Here is a 13,979-nt window from a genome sequence, read left to right as displayed (position 1 = left end):
GAACGAACCGTTGAAACTACATGGAGACGCATTGGAGAACTCTTGAAGGCGTTCAGTCCCCAGGAGTGCTCCAACTACCTCAGACATGCAGGGTATGGTTCAGAATAACCCTGACAGACTCTAATGGAAGCAGGGTCGACAGTCACGTTGGGATGCGGTAGGTGCGCGATAGAACGGGGGATTGGCGGCGGGACTCGATTCTTTTTAGAAGATCACGCAAAGCCGCATCACACCCATTGTCAAAAGTAAATACCGCGACGATGGTTATTAACCTTCGACTTCCGTCGAAAACGGCAATGGCGCTCACGAAGGAGGCCGGCCGCTGCGAAACCTCGCCATCTCCGCACCCCACTCCTTCGCTCCAACTGGGAGCAAAATGAATGAGGCAACGTCCGAATCTCGGGGAGCATCGTTACATGCGGTCAATACGGATCTCATCCAGATTGTCGCCCTATATGCCTCGTGCGGCGGTCCGGCGGAGCGCAGGAGATATAATGCCGTTGAAGTGCTCGAGCCGTTCTACCACTGACGCCGGGTCGCTGCACGCGCGATGGACCGCCGGCTGGCCGCTCGTTCGATGAGGGTCCGCGCGCCGCCCCCCCCAAGAGCGATCGCCGAGGACGCCATCCACCTTATGCAGCAACTGGCGCGGAGGCGGCCGCGCGAAGACTTCGTAGTTGGAGGCCTTCAGGCTCACGTTTGCAACGGTACTCCGCAGGTTGCCCTTTGCAACGACTGCCCGACGATGTCAATTCAATCTGGCTGAGCTTGTACCGTCAAGTTTATCCAGTTTGGGGTTCGCTCCAGCGGTGGGTTGCGCATCTGCGGCGGCATCGGCGGGTTTAGGTGCGGAGACCATTCCGGCTGCGCAGCACTGCATCACGTCGCGGGTTGCCGATCTGGGCGAACTCTGCAGGGTTAGTTAGCCGAGGCCAGAGTGCTTGGCTTGCCACGCTCCTCGATAACCCGATCCAGTCCACAGGCGACCGCAGGCCGGAGAGCGAAGTATCGGCGACGAGAGTCCGGCTTTCCTCACGACCATCAGAAGCCTGAACCCGCGCCAACGATCATTGGCAGCCAGCGGGATCAACACCAACGCTTGCCTTTCGCTCGTTTCCGGCCACGGCGCTTGCGCATCGTGAGCTTCTCCTCCCGATGGACCCGGAAGAGCTTCTTGTTGTTCACAAGGTGTCCCTCGCGCCTGAGCAGCACATAGCTGCGTCAAGATCCGAAGCGGCGGCATTCACGCCCCAAGCATTCACGACATATACGAATGTCGATTGTGCATGAGCAATCGCGTCTGCTCATTGCTAAACATTGAGAAACAGAGGCGCGACGATCTTTTATGTCGGGAAAACTGGGATTTGGGTCATGCTCGATGCAGATCATCTATTAAAACCGATCAGCGACGGCAGCGCATGCGGGGATGCTCTCGATTACGATTTGAGCTTCCTGGAGCTGGAGATAGCGTCGCATGGCAAGCCGCACCAGCAGATAGGCGACTCCATCGCCACCGAGGAGGCTCCCGATTGGACAGAGGTGTGGCGGCTTGGCCTCGACCTTTCTGCCCGCACTAAGGATCTAAGAGTCGGAATCTTGCTCACACGATCCGCCCTCAGTCAGTTCGGCTTCTCGGGTCTAAGTCGGGGGCTTGAGCTGCTCGCGGCCTATGTCGAGCTCTACTGGTCAGAGCTACATCCGCGACCGGATCCAGAAGATGACGAAGATCAGACTGTTCGCCTCAACGCTCTAGCGAGCCTCTGCGATCTCTCCGGGCTCTTGGCAGAAATACGCCAAGTCCCACTCACCTCCTCCAGGCAATTCGGGACTTTTACGCTCCGCGATTGGGCTGGTGCGCTACGGTCCCAATCTACGGAAATTGATCGTTCGACCATCGAGCACGCCTTCATCGACACCGATCCACTGCAGCTCGAGCAGATCAGCACTGGTCTCCACGCCAGCCTGGCAGCCGCCACCCATCTAGACGCGAGTGTTCGGCAGCACGTCGCGAGTGACGAGGCCGTTCGATTCGACCCTCTGATAGTGCTACTCACCCAGGCCAAGGATCTGGTCGACGCCCATCGGAAAAGGGCCCAGCCTGCAGCCCCGGCATCTCCATTGCCAGACTCTAGCAAGGCCTCTTACCCCGAAGTGATCCGCAACCGCGATGACGTTGTCGAAATTCTTGGCCGCATTTGCCACTGGTACCAGGTGAATGAGCCCGCGAGCCCGCTGCCAGCCCTCCTGGAGCGCGCGCAGCGACTTGTCTCGAAGGACTTCATGGCTCTTATCAAAGAGTTGGCGCCAGAAGGGGTTGCCCAATACCGTTCGATTGCCGGTCTGGCGGTCGGCGAGGGCACGTGACGTGCGCAATCTTCCCTATCAGGAGAGTGGAACACATGACAAAGGCGAGTAGTCAAAAGTTCATCGCGCGGGTTCGTCCGCCTCGCGTACAGATCGAATACGACGTCGAGACCTATGGCTCTCAGAAGAAGGTTCAGCTTCCCTTCGTGGTCGGCGTGATGTCCGACCTCGCCGGCAATGCTGCCGAGCCGCTTGCCCCTGTCGCGGAGCGCAAGATGATGGAGATCGATATCGACAATTTCGATGATCGGCTCAGATCGCTGAGGCCCAGGGTGGTGATGCGGGTGCCGAACCTATTGACCGGAGAAGGCCAACTCGCTGTCGACTTGACGTTCGAGCGGCTCGAAGATTTCTCGCCGGCGGCCGTGGCGCGCAAGGTCGACAGCCTTAGCAGGCTGCTCGAGGCGCGAACGGAGCTCTCCAATCTGCTGGCCTATATGGACGGTAAGAACGGTGCCGAAGAGTTGCTCACCCACTTCCTCGCGGATTCGGCACTGCTAAGCGCCCTCGGCAATGGCATCGAGACTGAGAAGCCTGATGCATTGGTTGCCGCTCCGCCATTGGCATCCCCAGACACAGAGGAGAACTGATCATGATGCCTGCAGATGCCACAGATGTACAGGTCGCCACCGTTGATCTCGGCGATTTCACCCGCATGCTTCGATTCGAGTTCAAGATCCGCTCGGACCACTCCCGTGACTTGGTGGAGAGTGCCGTCCGAACACTGGCCGAGCAGGCACTTCAAAACACGTCGCTAATCAGCGACGATGTCGTCACGACTATCCAAGCAATGATTGCTTCGATCGACCAGAAGCTTTCTGCACAACTCAACGAGATCCTCCATCACGAAAATTTCCAGCGCGTGGAATCAGCTTGGCGGGGCTTGCATCACCTTGCCATCAACACCGAAACCGATGAAACGTTGAAGATTCGCGTTCTCCCAGTTTCAAAGGTGGAGATGTCCCGAACTCTGCGGAAATATAAGGGTGTCACCTGGGATCAGAGTCCGCTATTCAAAAAAATTTACGAAGACGAATACGGCCAAATCGGCGGTGAACCCTATGGCTGCCTGATTGCCGACTACTATTTCGACCATACCCCACCGGACGTAGAGTTGCTTTCGGGACTGGCGCAGATCGCGGCGGCGAGCCACTCACCGCTTATATCTGCCGTCTCACCACATCTGCTGCAGATGGATTCTTGGCGTGAGCTTGCGAACCCGCGTGACATCACAAAAATCTTCCTCACGCCCGAACATGCCCCTTGGCGGGCGTTCCGCGAGAGCGAGAACTCTCGGTACGTGGCCCTGACCTTACCACGCACCCTTGGCCGGCTGCCCTACGGGGCCAAAACCAACCCGGTCGATGAATTCGCCTTCGAGGAGGACACAGACGGCGGCGACAGCGAGAAATACCTTTGGACGAACGCAGCCTACGCCATGGGCGTAAATATCACGCGCTCGTTCAAGCTCTATGGCTGGCTCTCCAGAATTCGTGGCGTCGAATCCGGCGGCCTGGTCGAGGGTCTGCCGGTACATACCTTCCGCAGCGACGACGGTGGCGTCGACCTAAAATGCCCCACTGAGATCGCGATCAGCGACCGCCGTGAGGCCGAACTGTCCAAAAACGGTCTTCTACCGCTGTTGCACCGCAAAAACACGGACCTCGGCGTATTTATTGGCGCTCAAACTATTAACAAGCCGGTCAAATACGAAGACCCCGACGCGTCAGCGAACGCCGAACTCAGTGCCCGGCTACCCTACATCTTCGCAACCTGCCGCTTCGCACATTATTTGAAGTGTATGGTCCGGGACAAGATTGGCACGTTCAAGGAGCGCCACGAGGTCGAGGAGTGGCTCAACCAATGGATTCAGGGCTATGTCCACCCCTCGCCCGAGCTTGGGAGCGAAGAGAGTAAGGCACAGCAGCCGCTCTCCTCAGCCGAGGTCAAGGTGGAAGAGGTCGAAGATAATCCCGGATATTACGTTGCGAGATTTTACATGCGGCCACACTACCAGCTCGAAGGCCTAACCATCTCTTTGAGACTTGTCTCGCGCCTGCCATCCGCCCGCAAGGACTGAGAAAACCCGCAGATGATTGTGCTCCGTTCTCGGCGCCAAAACTCCGGAATAACTGCCCCGGGCTGGCCGATGCAATCCAGGCCCAATCAGATCAACGAGAAAAGGAAAGTCCATCATGGCGTTCGACGCGGTTATAAAATTCACGCAAGCGTCCAAGGACGGCATTTTGCCCAAGGGCGAATCTATCATTCTAAAGGACGGTATCACCCTAGCGGACGAATGGAGCTTTTCACTCGAAAACAAGCTGAACATTGGGCCTCATACCGCCGGGGCGGGCGCGGGCAAGGCCGAATTCGAGGTCTTCACTATCAAGAAGCAGGTGGATACGTCATCGCCCTCTCTGTACGTTGCCTGTGGTCGCGGCGCCCACTTCAATAGCGTCGAACTGAAACTTTTCAAAGCGACGGGGAGCGGACAAGCTACATCAGAATCGAACCTGTTCTTGCACTGGAGTTTCAACATGCTGGTAGTCGAGAAGGTCGAGTGGTCCTATGCGGAAGAGGCCCCCGAGGAGACGATCACATTCCGGTTCGGCGCCTGCAAGGTCATTTATTACAGGCAGGATGAAAAAGGCGCTCTTACCAAAGCTGGCGAGGGCATCTGGAACCAAATCGCGAACAGCACCGACTTCAATAGGCTCGTCGGCTGATGGGGCCATCGGCAACCCGGGAATATTCGGGGCTGCGCGCGAAAACGACAGATCGACTCGTCGCCATTGCACCTGGAGATTGTAACATGGGCAGAGATGTTAAGCGGGATCTCGTGCAACCATCCCTCCTGGACCGGCTTACGGACGATGAGCCGCGCAGCTCGTGTGAAGCGCAGGACAAGCGCAGCTTCTCTGTTCGCCAACTGGAAGAGGTGATTCTACGCGATGTTTCCTGGTTGTTGAACACCAATCAATTGGGTGCAACCGTAGATCTACAAGCGTACCCTCACGTAGCGGCCAGTGCACTTAATTATGGTGCCTGGCCTCTCAGCGGACAAATTCGCGAAGGCATGGATAAGAGCGCATTGCGCGAAGCGATAATCGAGAGCCTTCAGCGCTTTGAGCCGCGTCTCTTACCGGACACCCTGAAGGTCACGGTCCTGGACGATGGTCAGGGTTGCGGCACTTTTCGCTTTAGGATCGAAGCCGATCTGTGGGCGCAGCCATTGCCGGTGCGAATGGTGATGCGTACGGAGGTAGATTCCGAGCTCGAATCCGCCCGCGTTCATCTCGGTACAGAGATAAGCTGATGGATCCCCGGCTCCTGCGACTGTACAACGACGAACTTGCTTATATGCGCGAGATGGGGGCCGAGTTCGCCCGTGCATTCCCGAAGGTCGCCGCCCGGCTCGGGATGGAATCAGCGGAGGTCGCCGACCCCTACGTCGAGCGGCTTCTGGAAGGCTTCGCTTTCATGGCGGCGCGGGTGCAATTGAAGCTTCAGTCTCGCTTTCCGGAATTCACCCAGCACCTCCTGGAGATGGTCTATCCGCATTTTCTACCGCCGCTCCCCTCGATGACGATCGTCCGTTTCGAGCCCGACCAGGATGCCGGACGACTTGAAAATGGATACCTCGTGCCGCGGGGAACCAAGCTTTTGGGCCGTCTTGCTCCGGGCGCCGTCACACATTGCGAGTTCCGCACGGCCCATGATGTGCATCTCTGGCCAATTGTGGTGAGCGCTGCCGATTATTTTTCGACGCCGGGGCAGATCGCCGCACTGGATCTTCCGGCCCGGCAAGATGCGAAGGCTGCTTTGCGACTACGCCTTCGTACCACCAATGGCATGCCGTTCAATAAACTCGGACTAGAGGCTCTCACACTGCACCTAACAGGCCCCGGTGGCATCGGCGCCGCACTCGCCGAACAGCTTCTCGGTGACGCATGCAATATCATAGCCCGGCCGGTCGGCCGGCCTATCCCTTGGCAGGAAAAGATTCCGGTTCATGCGCTGCAGCAACGCGGTTTGGAGCCGAGCTGTGCTCTCCTGCCCGAGGTGCCACGCTCTTTCGACGGGTACCGTCTCCTACAGGAGTATTTCGCCCTCGCGGAGCGGACGTTGTTCGTCGAGGTTAGCGGGCTGGCAGACGCAGTAGCCCTGTCAACTGCCGAGACCCTTGAGATCGTCTTCGCACTCAGACGTGTCGAGCCACGGCTGGAACGACAGCTCGGGCCCCAAAATATCGTTCTCTTCGCAACGCCGGCGATTAATCTCTTCGAACGCCAGGCAGATCTCGTCCACGTGAGCGACAAGAACACCGAGCATCATGTGATTGTTGACAGGATGAGGCCGCTCGACTTTGAGGTCCACTCGATCCTCGAGATGAGCGGAGACGGGGCGAAAAACGAAGCGGCTCCCGTGAGGTTCTACCCGTTCTATAGCATCAGCGCGCACGGTCAGGAGGAGCAGCATTCCAGATACTACGCGATCCGCCGGGAGCAGCGCCTCATGTCGGAGCACCAGCGTCTAAATGGCGCGCGGACTGGCTACATCGGCAGCGAAACGTTCGTTTCTCTAGTTGATCGCCAGGCGGCTCCCTATTCGGCGGAACTCCGGCATTTGTCTGTAAACTGCCTGTGCTCGAACCGGGATCTGGCGCTGCTGCTGCCGATCGGCCGGGACGAGACAGACTTCACCCTGGAAATCGGCGCTCCAGTTACCGCCACCCGGTGCGTATCGCCCCCGAGCCGACCGCGCCACTCCTTCGCCAATGGCGATATCACTTGGCGATTAATTAGCCATCTTTCACTGAACTACCTCTCGATCAGCAATTCCGATAGGAACGACCACCGGGGCGCAGAAGCGCTACGTGAACTCCTCCGCCTCTACGTCGATCCAGTCAATGCCTTCGCCTCACGGCAGATCGACGGGATCCGGGAGATTCGGTCCAGGCCTGCGGTCAGGCGATTGTCCAGCGGTGGACAAGCCGCCGTAGCACGTGGGATTGAGGTTGGTATCATCCTGGACGAAGCGGCCTTCGAAGGCGTTGGCATCTTTCCGCTCGCCTCCGTGCTCAACCAGTTCTTCGCGAAATACGTATCCATCAACAGCTTCACCGAGATGGTCGTCTCGACGCTACAGCGCGGGGAGGTAATGCGATGGCCGACGATGGCCGGCCGCCGGGCGATCCTTTGATTTCGGGGGCACTCGGCGACTTCCTAAGCTCGCTCAGGGCCGAACCGCATGCCTGCGACTTCTTCCAGGCTCTGCGGCGGATCGATGCAATCTGCTCAGATCGGCCTCGGCTGGGAGAATCGAGCGGTCCCAGCCTGGATCGCGTGCGGATCGCCCAGCAGCCCTCCCTTGCATTTCCGACTCGATCGATCGCGGGCGTGACTGCGCACGAGGAGAACGACCCCGTAATCTCCACCTACGCCTTCGGCTTGTTTGGACCCCACGGTCCCCTCCCATTGCATCTGACGGAGTACGCCCTTCTCCGGCAGCACAACGCCGCGGATGAGACGCTGATCCGATTTGCTGATACCTTTCATCATCGAATGGCCTCGTTCTTCTTCCGCGCATGGGCGGAGGGCGAACCGACCGTGAGCTATGACAGGCCACAAGAAGATCGATTTGCCCTTCAGCTCGGCGCGCTAGCCGGCTTCGGGATGACCTCCCTGCGCGCGCGGGATGCTATGCCTGATCTGGCCAAACTCCACTTCACCGGCCGTCTCGCCTCGCACACCCGCAACGCCGAGGGGCTCGCTGCCATCCTCGCCAGCTTCGTCGAGGCGCCGGTTGATATCCGTGAATTTGTCCCAAAGTGGGTGGATCTGCCCCGCATATCGCTCTGCCTCCTGGGCCGCGACCCGGCCACGGGCACGCTGAACAGCAACGCTATTGCAGGTGCGAGGGTCAGAGTGTGGCACCATCGGTTCCGACTCATTGTGGGTCCCCTCAGCCTGGCTCATTACGAATCGCTTCTGCCCGCAGCTCCCGGCCTTAAGTCGATAGCGGAGATCATCTGCAACTACCTTGGAGATGAACTTGACTGGGAGATTAACCTCGTTCTCCGTCAGGAGCAGGTCCCGGAAGTGCAGTTGGGTCGCTGCGGCAGACTCGGATGGTCCAGTTGGATGGGCAAGAGGAAAACGCGCCAGCACGCCGATGACTTGACAACTACCCCGACTGACCGGGGCCCACCGGCTGCCGCATGGCACTCTCCTGAAACGGACATCCATGATGCGGCGGGCCCGCTCGACCTTCTTTTCGGGCGGGGAGAAGATCTCCTTGGCGAGATCGATCTGGAACGGGTGAATGGCCCACGTAACCTCGATACCAAGTGCGGCGGCACGGCGGGCGGCGGCTTGGAAGGCCCGTTATGACAAGCATCGGAAGCTCGACTCTCTTCAGTAAGCTCAACGCAAACTGCAATGGGACCGCCAAGGCCCTTTGCAAAATTCGCCGTGACGCCTCTTTGGAACGTTATCGCCATTTTGACGCCCTTGAGGATTCAGCAGCGGAGAGGCCTATCGAGCCGACGATCGCGGCGAAACTCGACCACCGTGGTTGTCCGCTCGGGCGCTGCGCCCTGGGCCTGGTTGAATCTTCCAGGAGACACGTCGTCGCTAGCACCGCCGGAATCCGCCAACTCATCGATGTTACAAGGCCGCATGGCGAGATTTGGGTGGGACTTAGCGTGGGTGAGTTCCAAGAGACCCACACGCTTTCTTCACCCCGCCCTCCCCCGCTTGGCTCTGACGATGCGGGCCAGCAAGACATCTTGGCTGAGCAACGGTCGGCGATTTCGATGCACGAAATAAACGCTTTTCGGCATCTTCGCCGATGGCTTCGGCAGCATCCTACTCACGCCATCGGGCGCGACCGCGCCTTCTCATCAAATCTGCGGAACACACACCACCATGGTCGAGTCAAGAATCGAGAGTCTCTTAAGGCACAATCGTTTTGTTGCGGTCACTTCGGCCGCGTCCGAGTTGAATGAAATCTCTCTCCGGCGGCTCAGTGGCACCGAGCGGCTGGGGGAACCTTTCCTCTACGAGGTGAAGCTCGCCAGCCGCAATCCAGTTCAGAACTTTGCTACGATCCCCGGTCAAAACCTGACAATCGGCCTTAAGCTCAAGGACTCGCAAACGCGCTTCTTCAACGGTGTTGTTACGCGCTTCCAATATCTCGGCCTCGACGATACCGAGCACCTCAACTACGTGGCGCAGGTGCGGCCGTGGATTTCATTGCTCGAGCATCGCTCTAACAGTCGGGTCTTTCAGAACAAGACGAGCATCGAGATCATCACCACGATTTTTCGAGAACATAAAGGCAATTTCAAGAATCAGACCGCCCGACGGTTCCCACAGCGCCCATATTGCGTCCAGTACGATGAAACGGATCTGGCCTTCGTCAGCCGCCTCATGGAGCAGGACGGCATCTACTACTATTTTGAACATGCTGAGGACCAACATGACCTGGTGCTGGTCGACAACGCCGCGAGTCACATGGCCTGCACGCCTGAGATCGTAGAGACCCACCACAATCTCAGGCCTGCCCGAAGTCTTTACCAAGAAGATGTCATCCTGCATTGGGACGAGGTCGTATCGCTACAGCCGAACAAGGTCGTTCTCAGGGACTATGACCATGAGAAGCCGATGGCAGAACTGACGTCTGTCGCGCGTGTTCCTCCCGTGAGGACAGGCGGCATTCCGCCATGCAAGCTCACGGGAAGCGCCATCACCCGACCGCGGGAGAGCGTGGCGGTCAGAACGGGCGAGACCTCGTCGGCAAGCAGCGGCTGCACGGCAATGCGGGAGGTCTTCGAGTATCCAGGCCAGTATACAAAAAAAAGCGATGGCGATTTCTACGCCACCATCCGTGCCGAGGAACTCGCCTGCAACGCTTATCGCGCGCGGATCGAAAGCACTGCGCGCCAGATAACGACCGGGTCATTATTCAAGGCGGCAAATCCCTTCTACTACGGCCAGGTCGGTTCCCGCCCGAAACCCACCGATCGCTTTCTGGCAGTCGGACAGGACTTCACTGTCATCGGTGAGGTGGGGGACGATCTCACTGCGGACACCGTGGGGGGGAAGGGCGAGCGGTTCCTCTATCACAGCAACGTAGAGATTATCCCCGCGACCACCCAGTACCGACCGAGGCGCCGCACACCGGCGCGGTTGATTCACGGACCGCAGACGGCCGTCGTCGTGGGCCCCGAGGGCGAGTCGATCGCGACGGATAAGTACGGCCGTGTGAAGGTTCAGTTCTTCTGGGACCGAGAAGGCGGAAAGAACGAGAACAGCTCCTGCTGGATTCGGGTGGCCCAGAACTTCGCTGGTAAGGGTTTTGGCAACCTGGTCGTCCCACGGATCGGCCATGAGGTCGTGGTTGATTTCATCCACGGCAATCCCGACACGCCCCTGGTGACCGGCGTCGTATACAATGGCTCAAATCTGCCGCCTGAAACCCTGCCGACCGACAAAACGCGGTCGACCTTCCGGACGCATACCGATGGCGGCGCCGCTAATGCCTACAATGAACTGCGCTTTGAGGACAAGCAGGGCCGTGAGGAGGTCTATTTGAAGGCCCAGAAGAATCATACCGTCGAGGTCGGGAATATCTACAGCATCGACGTCAAGAGACACTTCCTCCTGACCTCGGGCGGCGCCGCGCCCGACTCCCCTGCCGCAGCGGCCTTAGGTAGCCGCGTCGAGGTAACACCCGACAAGATCCGCCTTGTAGTATCGGGCAGAACCGGCCCGCAGGCCATCGAAATCAGCGGCGATGGGATCGCCATTATCGGCACGATGATTGGCGTTATGGCAACGCCTCCGCGGCTCGGGTCCATCGTCTCCATGCCGCCGCCGACACCGGGTCCACCCACGCCGTCGATAATGAAGCTTATTGCGACACTCGGGCTGCCGCCTGTTACGCCCGAGTGACACGATGTCAAGGTGAACTGGTTCTGGGCCTCGGCTGTCCGGAAGTCGTTGCCTTTAAGTCGGCAGGGCCCTGCAGGCGTAGAGAAAAAGCGTAACGGCTTCGGCGTCGTAAGCTGACCTACCAAATCAACGTGACACTGCGAGATTGCCCGAAAATGAGGAAAGGTTATCGCGCGTGAGCGTTTGTTCCGGGAACTCGCGCCTCAGTTAGATGGAGTTGCCACGCGAAATCGGCCGCAAGCGGCTCCAAATGCGTCTGGTTTAGGTCTCCACCAAGCTGGAACTGGTGGATGAAATACCTTTATCACTCGGCGTCACGAAATTGCGATCAGCGCGCGGGCGGCGCAAAAATCAGCGTTCTCGATCTGGGCGTTACAGCGCTGCTTTGCAGGGCGGGCTCTCGCCTCGAAGCGCTTCTGGCGGAGCGTGGCCGCCTCGAGCAGCAGTCGAAGCCTTTCACCATGCTCGAAGGTGTCTCGCTTCTATTTGCGTTTCGAGTTCCTGATAGGCGCTGGCCATGCCTGTCAGGCCCAGTTTGCGCAGCATGTCAATGGTGGGATTGTTCAACGTCGCGATAAAAATCATGCGCTGTCCAGCTCGAGGGAGGACGCTGGCCATGCCCCCGAAGCATAACGGGATACGAATTTGGTATTGGAAGGAAAGGTCGCGACGGAAGTAACATCAGCAGTGACGCAATGACCTAAGGAACGACGCAATGTACGGCAGAAGGCAGGGGGGTGTTGGCAATAGTTCCGAACAAGGCGGTGAAGACACCTTTAACTGGGTTGAAGGCTTGACTGGCTCCTCGTCCGGCGAAGCGGCACTGAAAGAAATTTTACTGGCCTGGGCGGAAGACGGGCAGCAGGAGCAGGACGAGGACCGGCACGAGGCAATGGCACGGATCGAGGCCTGGACGGAAACCCGCAATTTTCGTGCCCCCCTGAACTTAACATCGCTGTCCCTAACGGCACTGCCCCCCACCTTACCGGCCGGCCTCCAGCGGCTCAACGCCAATGACAACCGGTTGGGCAGGCTGCCCAACAACCTCCCGCCCGGTCTGCGAAAGCTCTCTGCCTGCGACAACCAGCTGACCACGCTGCCTGAGGTTCTTCCGGACATGCTCGAGACGCTCTACGTCGACGGCAACCGGCTGACCAGATTGCCGAACGAGCTTCCTTCCGGACTAAAGTATCTCTACGTCAACCACAACCGGCTGACCAGTTTGCCCGATAACCTGCCGCCTGAGCTCAGGGAGCTTCATGTCACCCGCAACGAAATCGCGCACCTGCCGGAGAATCTCCCCCTCGAATTGACGGATCTCCGCGCCGAACTCAATAATATAATTCGCCTGCCCGAGCGCCTTCCTGCAAAGCTCACGAGGCTCGAAGTCCCTCACAATGAACTGACTAGCCTACCCGAGGACCTCCCGGCCACCCTAAAGTGGCTCAGCACCGACAGTAATGAACTGACCCACCTGCCCCCTAACCTGCCGAGGGGGCTGGAGGAGCTTAGCGTTCGTGGAAACAACCTGAGAGGACTTGGCGACGGGCGAACTGCACTGCCGTACATTCTGTCGCAGCTTCCGCCTCATTGCAAAGTGTACCTGAATAACAATCCGCTGCCAGATCGACTGCGGGCGCACCTGAGCGCGCAAAGCGGGACGAGCCTTCCGCAGATCTTTTTGTGATGCTGCCTGACAAACGGGCCAAACTAGGTCCCTGCGTTTTGAGTAAAAGGCCTTTTGCCGAAGCCATGGCGGTGGGGTGCAGGCCAGGTATGACGCGTGCGGATCAAAAACAATGAGTTTGCAGGTTTATGCCGCTCGCCGGAATGTGTTGAGTTGTGGAAGCAACAGACGTCTCACTGAAGACTATGGCCGGAAAGCCCAGGCTCGGCACTTGTGTCCTTCGGGCGACCTTGCATGCGAGCCAGTTCGTACAAAGGATTACCCGCTATCGCGTACCAGGAGGTGCGACGCTTACGGCCTAGAGGCATTGCCGCCGGTTGGAAGGTTCGGAAGCTGGACCCAGATTTCACCAGGCCTCAAGCGCATCCACCATTTCCACATGGTCCACCCCCAGCATCGCGTATTCGTTGATCTAACTACCCGAGACTCCAGCCTACGGGCCTATTTGCATTCGTCGGCGATCGACGACTCTGTCGCCTATTAGTTGAAATAGGGTTTCGTGGCGAGCCAGCAGAGGAACAGCCCATGGATGAGAAAAACAGCCCCATTGTTTGCATCTCGGGTGTAGACGAACGAAAGCTCGGCGCCGCTCTAATCGCGGTCCAATCGGCATTTAGTGTCGCGATTGCGGAACTATCGAAGCTTCACAAAGGGAACAGTCCTCAGTGGTTCGAAGACCTGGAGGAGGTGGTAATCGCTAACGCAAAAGGCACAGTCACCGAGGGCATCTCGCTGGATGTCGAGGTGGAAAGCCTCAAATTCGGCATCGACGTCCTTCGGGCGATCTTAGATGTCAGCCGCGTTGAGCTAGGCTTTGCAGCAAAGGAATAACCTTTCGCCCTGACCTGCCACTGCGAATTTCCTCCAGAATTGATCAGAGTCCGGCCCATCAAAGGACGGACGAATGAAGAAGCAGAGATTTACCGAAGAGCAGATTATTGCGGTGCTGAAGGAGCAGGAGGCTGGTG

General features: G+C 58.5%; 10 protein-coding genes and 3 pseudogenes. 10 read left to right on the top strand and 3 right to left on the bottom strand.

Features of this window, described 5'->3' with window-relative positions; translation table 11 throughout:
* Positions 1–854 precede the first annotated feature (854 nt).
* Positions 855–1,245: pseudogene (locus tag ATY75_RS29205) on the bottom strand (IS3 family transposase); the annotation flags it as partial.
* Positions 1,246–1,371: 126 nt separating this feature from the next.
* Between ATY75_RS29205 and tssA the strand changes: the two are divergent.
* The 7 genes and pseudogenes from tssA to tssG all read left to right on the top strand — a co-directional run.
* Complete coding sequence (tssA, locus tag ATY75_RS29200; RefSeq protein WP_088940160.1) at positions 1,372–2,364, top strand: type VI secretion system protein TssA; 993 nt, start codon at positions 1,372–1,374, stop codon at positions 2,362–2,364.
* 35 nt (positions 2,365–2,399) lie between these two features.
* Entirely contained in the window at positions 2,400–2,954 is a 555-nt protein-coding gene (gene tssB / locus ATY75_RS29195) for a type VI secretion system contractile sheath small subunit (protein WP_088940159.1), read from the top strand.
* A 2-nt stretch (positions 2,955–2,956) separates the two neighbouring features.
* Entirely contained in the window at positions 2,957–4,444 is a 1,488-nt protein-coding gene (tssC, locus tag ATY75_RS29190) for a type VI secretion system contractile sheath large subunit (RefSeq protein WP_004680425.1), read from the top strand.
* A gap of 115 nt (positions 4,445–4,559) precedes the next feature.
* Positions 4,560–5,093 carry a type VI secretion system tube protein Hcp gene (locus ATY75_RS29185; protein ID WP_004680426.1) on the top strand — a complete coding sequence of 178 codons (534 nt, stop codon included), beginning with the start codon at positions 4,560–4,562 and terminating at the stop codon, positions 5,091–5,093.
* Between the two features lie 86 nt (positions 5,094–5,179).
* The gene (gene tssE, locus ATY75_RS29180; RefSeq protein ID WP_004680427.1) at positions 5,180–5,683 is read left to right on the top strand and encodes a type VI secretion system baseplate subunit TssE; all 504 of its coding nucleotides are present in this window, start codon (positions 5,180–5,182) and stop codon (positions 5,681–5,683) included.
* Positions 5,683–7,569, top strand: coding sequence for a type VI secretion system baseplate subunit TssF (gene tssF, locus ATY75_RS29175; protein ID WP_008536039.1), 1,887 nt, complete (start codon positions 5,683–5,685; stop codon positions 7,567–7,569). Before tssE ends, tssF begins: the two co-directional genes overlap by 1 nt.
* Positions 7,533–8,504, top strand: a pseudogene (gene tssG, locus ATY75_RS29170) (type VI secretion system baseplate subunit TssG); the annotation flags it as partial. The gene tssF and the pseudogene tssG, both read left to right, overlap by 37 nt.
* A gap of 105 nt (positions 8,505–8,609) precedes the next feature.
* Here tssG and ATY75_RS35645 read toward each other — a convergent pair.
* Positions 8,610–8,747 (bottom strand): annotated as a pseudogene (locus ATY75_RS35645) (CoA ester lyase); the annotation flags it as partial.
* 549 nt (positions 8,748–9,296) lie between these two features.
* Between ATY75_RS35645 and tssI the strand changes: the two are divergent.
* Positions 9,297–11,324 carry a type VI secretion system tip protein TssI/VgrG gene (gene tssI / locus ATY75_RS29165; protein WP_004680430.1) on the top strand — a complete coding sequence of 676 codons (2,028 nt, stop codon included), beginning with the start codon at positions 9,297–9,299 and terminating at the stop codon, positions 11,322–11,324.
* A 456-nt stretch (positions 11,325–11,780) separates the two neighbouring features.
* On the opposite strand, the gene ATY75_RS35515 is transcribed toward tssI, so the two are convergent.
* Positions 11,781–11,909 carry a hypothetical protein gene (locus ATY75_RS35515; RefSeq protein ID WP_010068000.1) on the bottom strand — a complete coding sequence of 43 codons (129 nt, stop codon included), beginning with the start codon at positions 11,907–11,909 and terminating at the stop codon, positions 11,781–11,783.
* 130 nt (positions 11,910–12,039) lie between these two features.
* Between ATY75_RS35515 and ATY75_RS29160 the strand changes: the two genes are divergently transcribed.
* Positions 12,040–13,011, top strand: coding sequence for a hypothetical protein (locus ATY75_RS29160; RefSeq protein ID WP_004680431.1), 972 nt, complete (start codon positions 12,040–12,042; stop codon positions 13,009–13,011).
* 525 nt (positions 13,012–13,536) lie between these two features.
* Positions 13,537–13,842: a hypothetical protein gene (locus ATY75_RS29155; protein ID WP_004680432.1), complete on the top strand. Its 306-nt coding sequence runs from the start codon at positions 13,537–13,539 to the stop codon at positions 13,840–13,842.
* Positions 13,843–13,979 lie beyond the last annotated feature (137 nt).

It is taken from the genome of Rhizobium sp. N122 (assembly GCF_002211295.1).
In the GTDB taxonomy this organism is placed as follows: Bacteria; Pseudomonadota; Alphaproteobacteria; order Rhizobiales; family Rhizobiaceae; genus Rhizobium.
The sequence above is the reverse complement of the archived record's forward strand: the minus strand, read 5'-3'. Positions and strand labels throughout refer to the sequence as shown.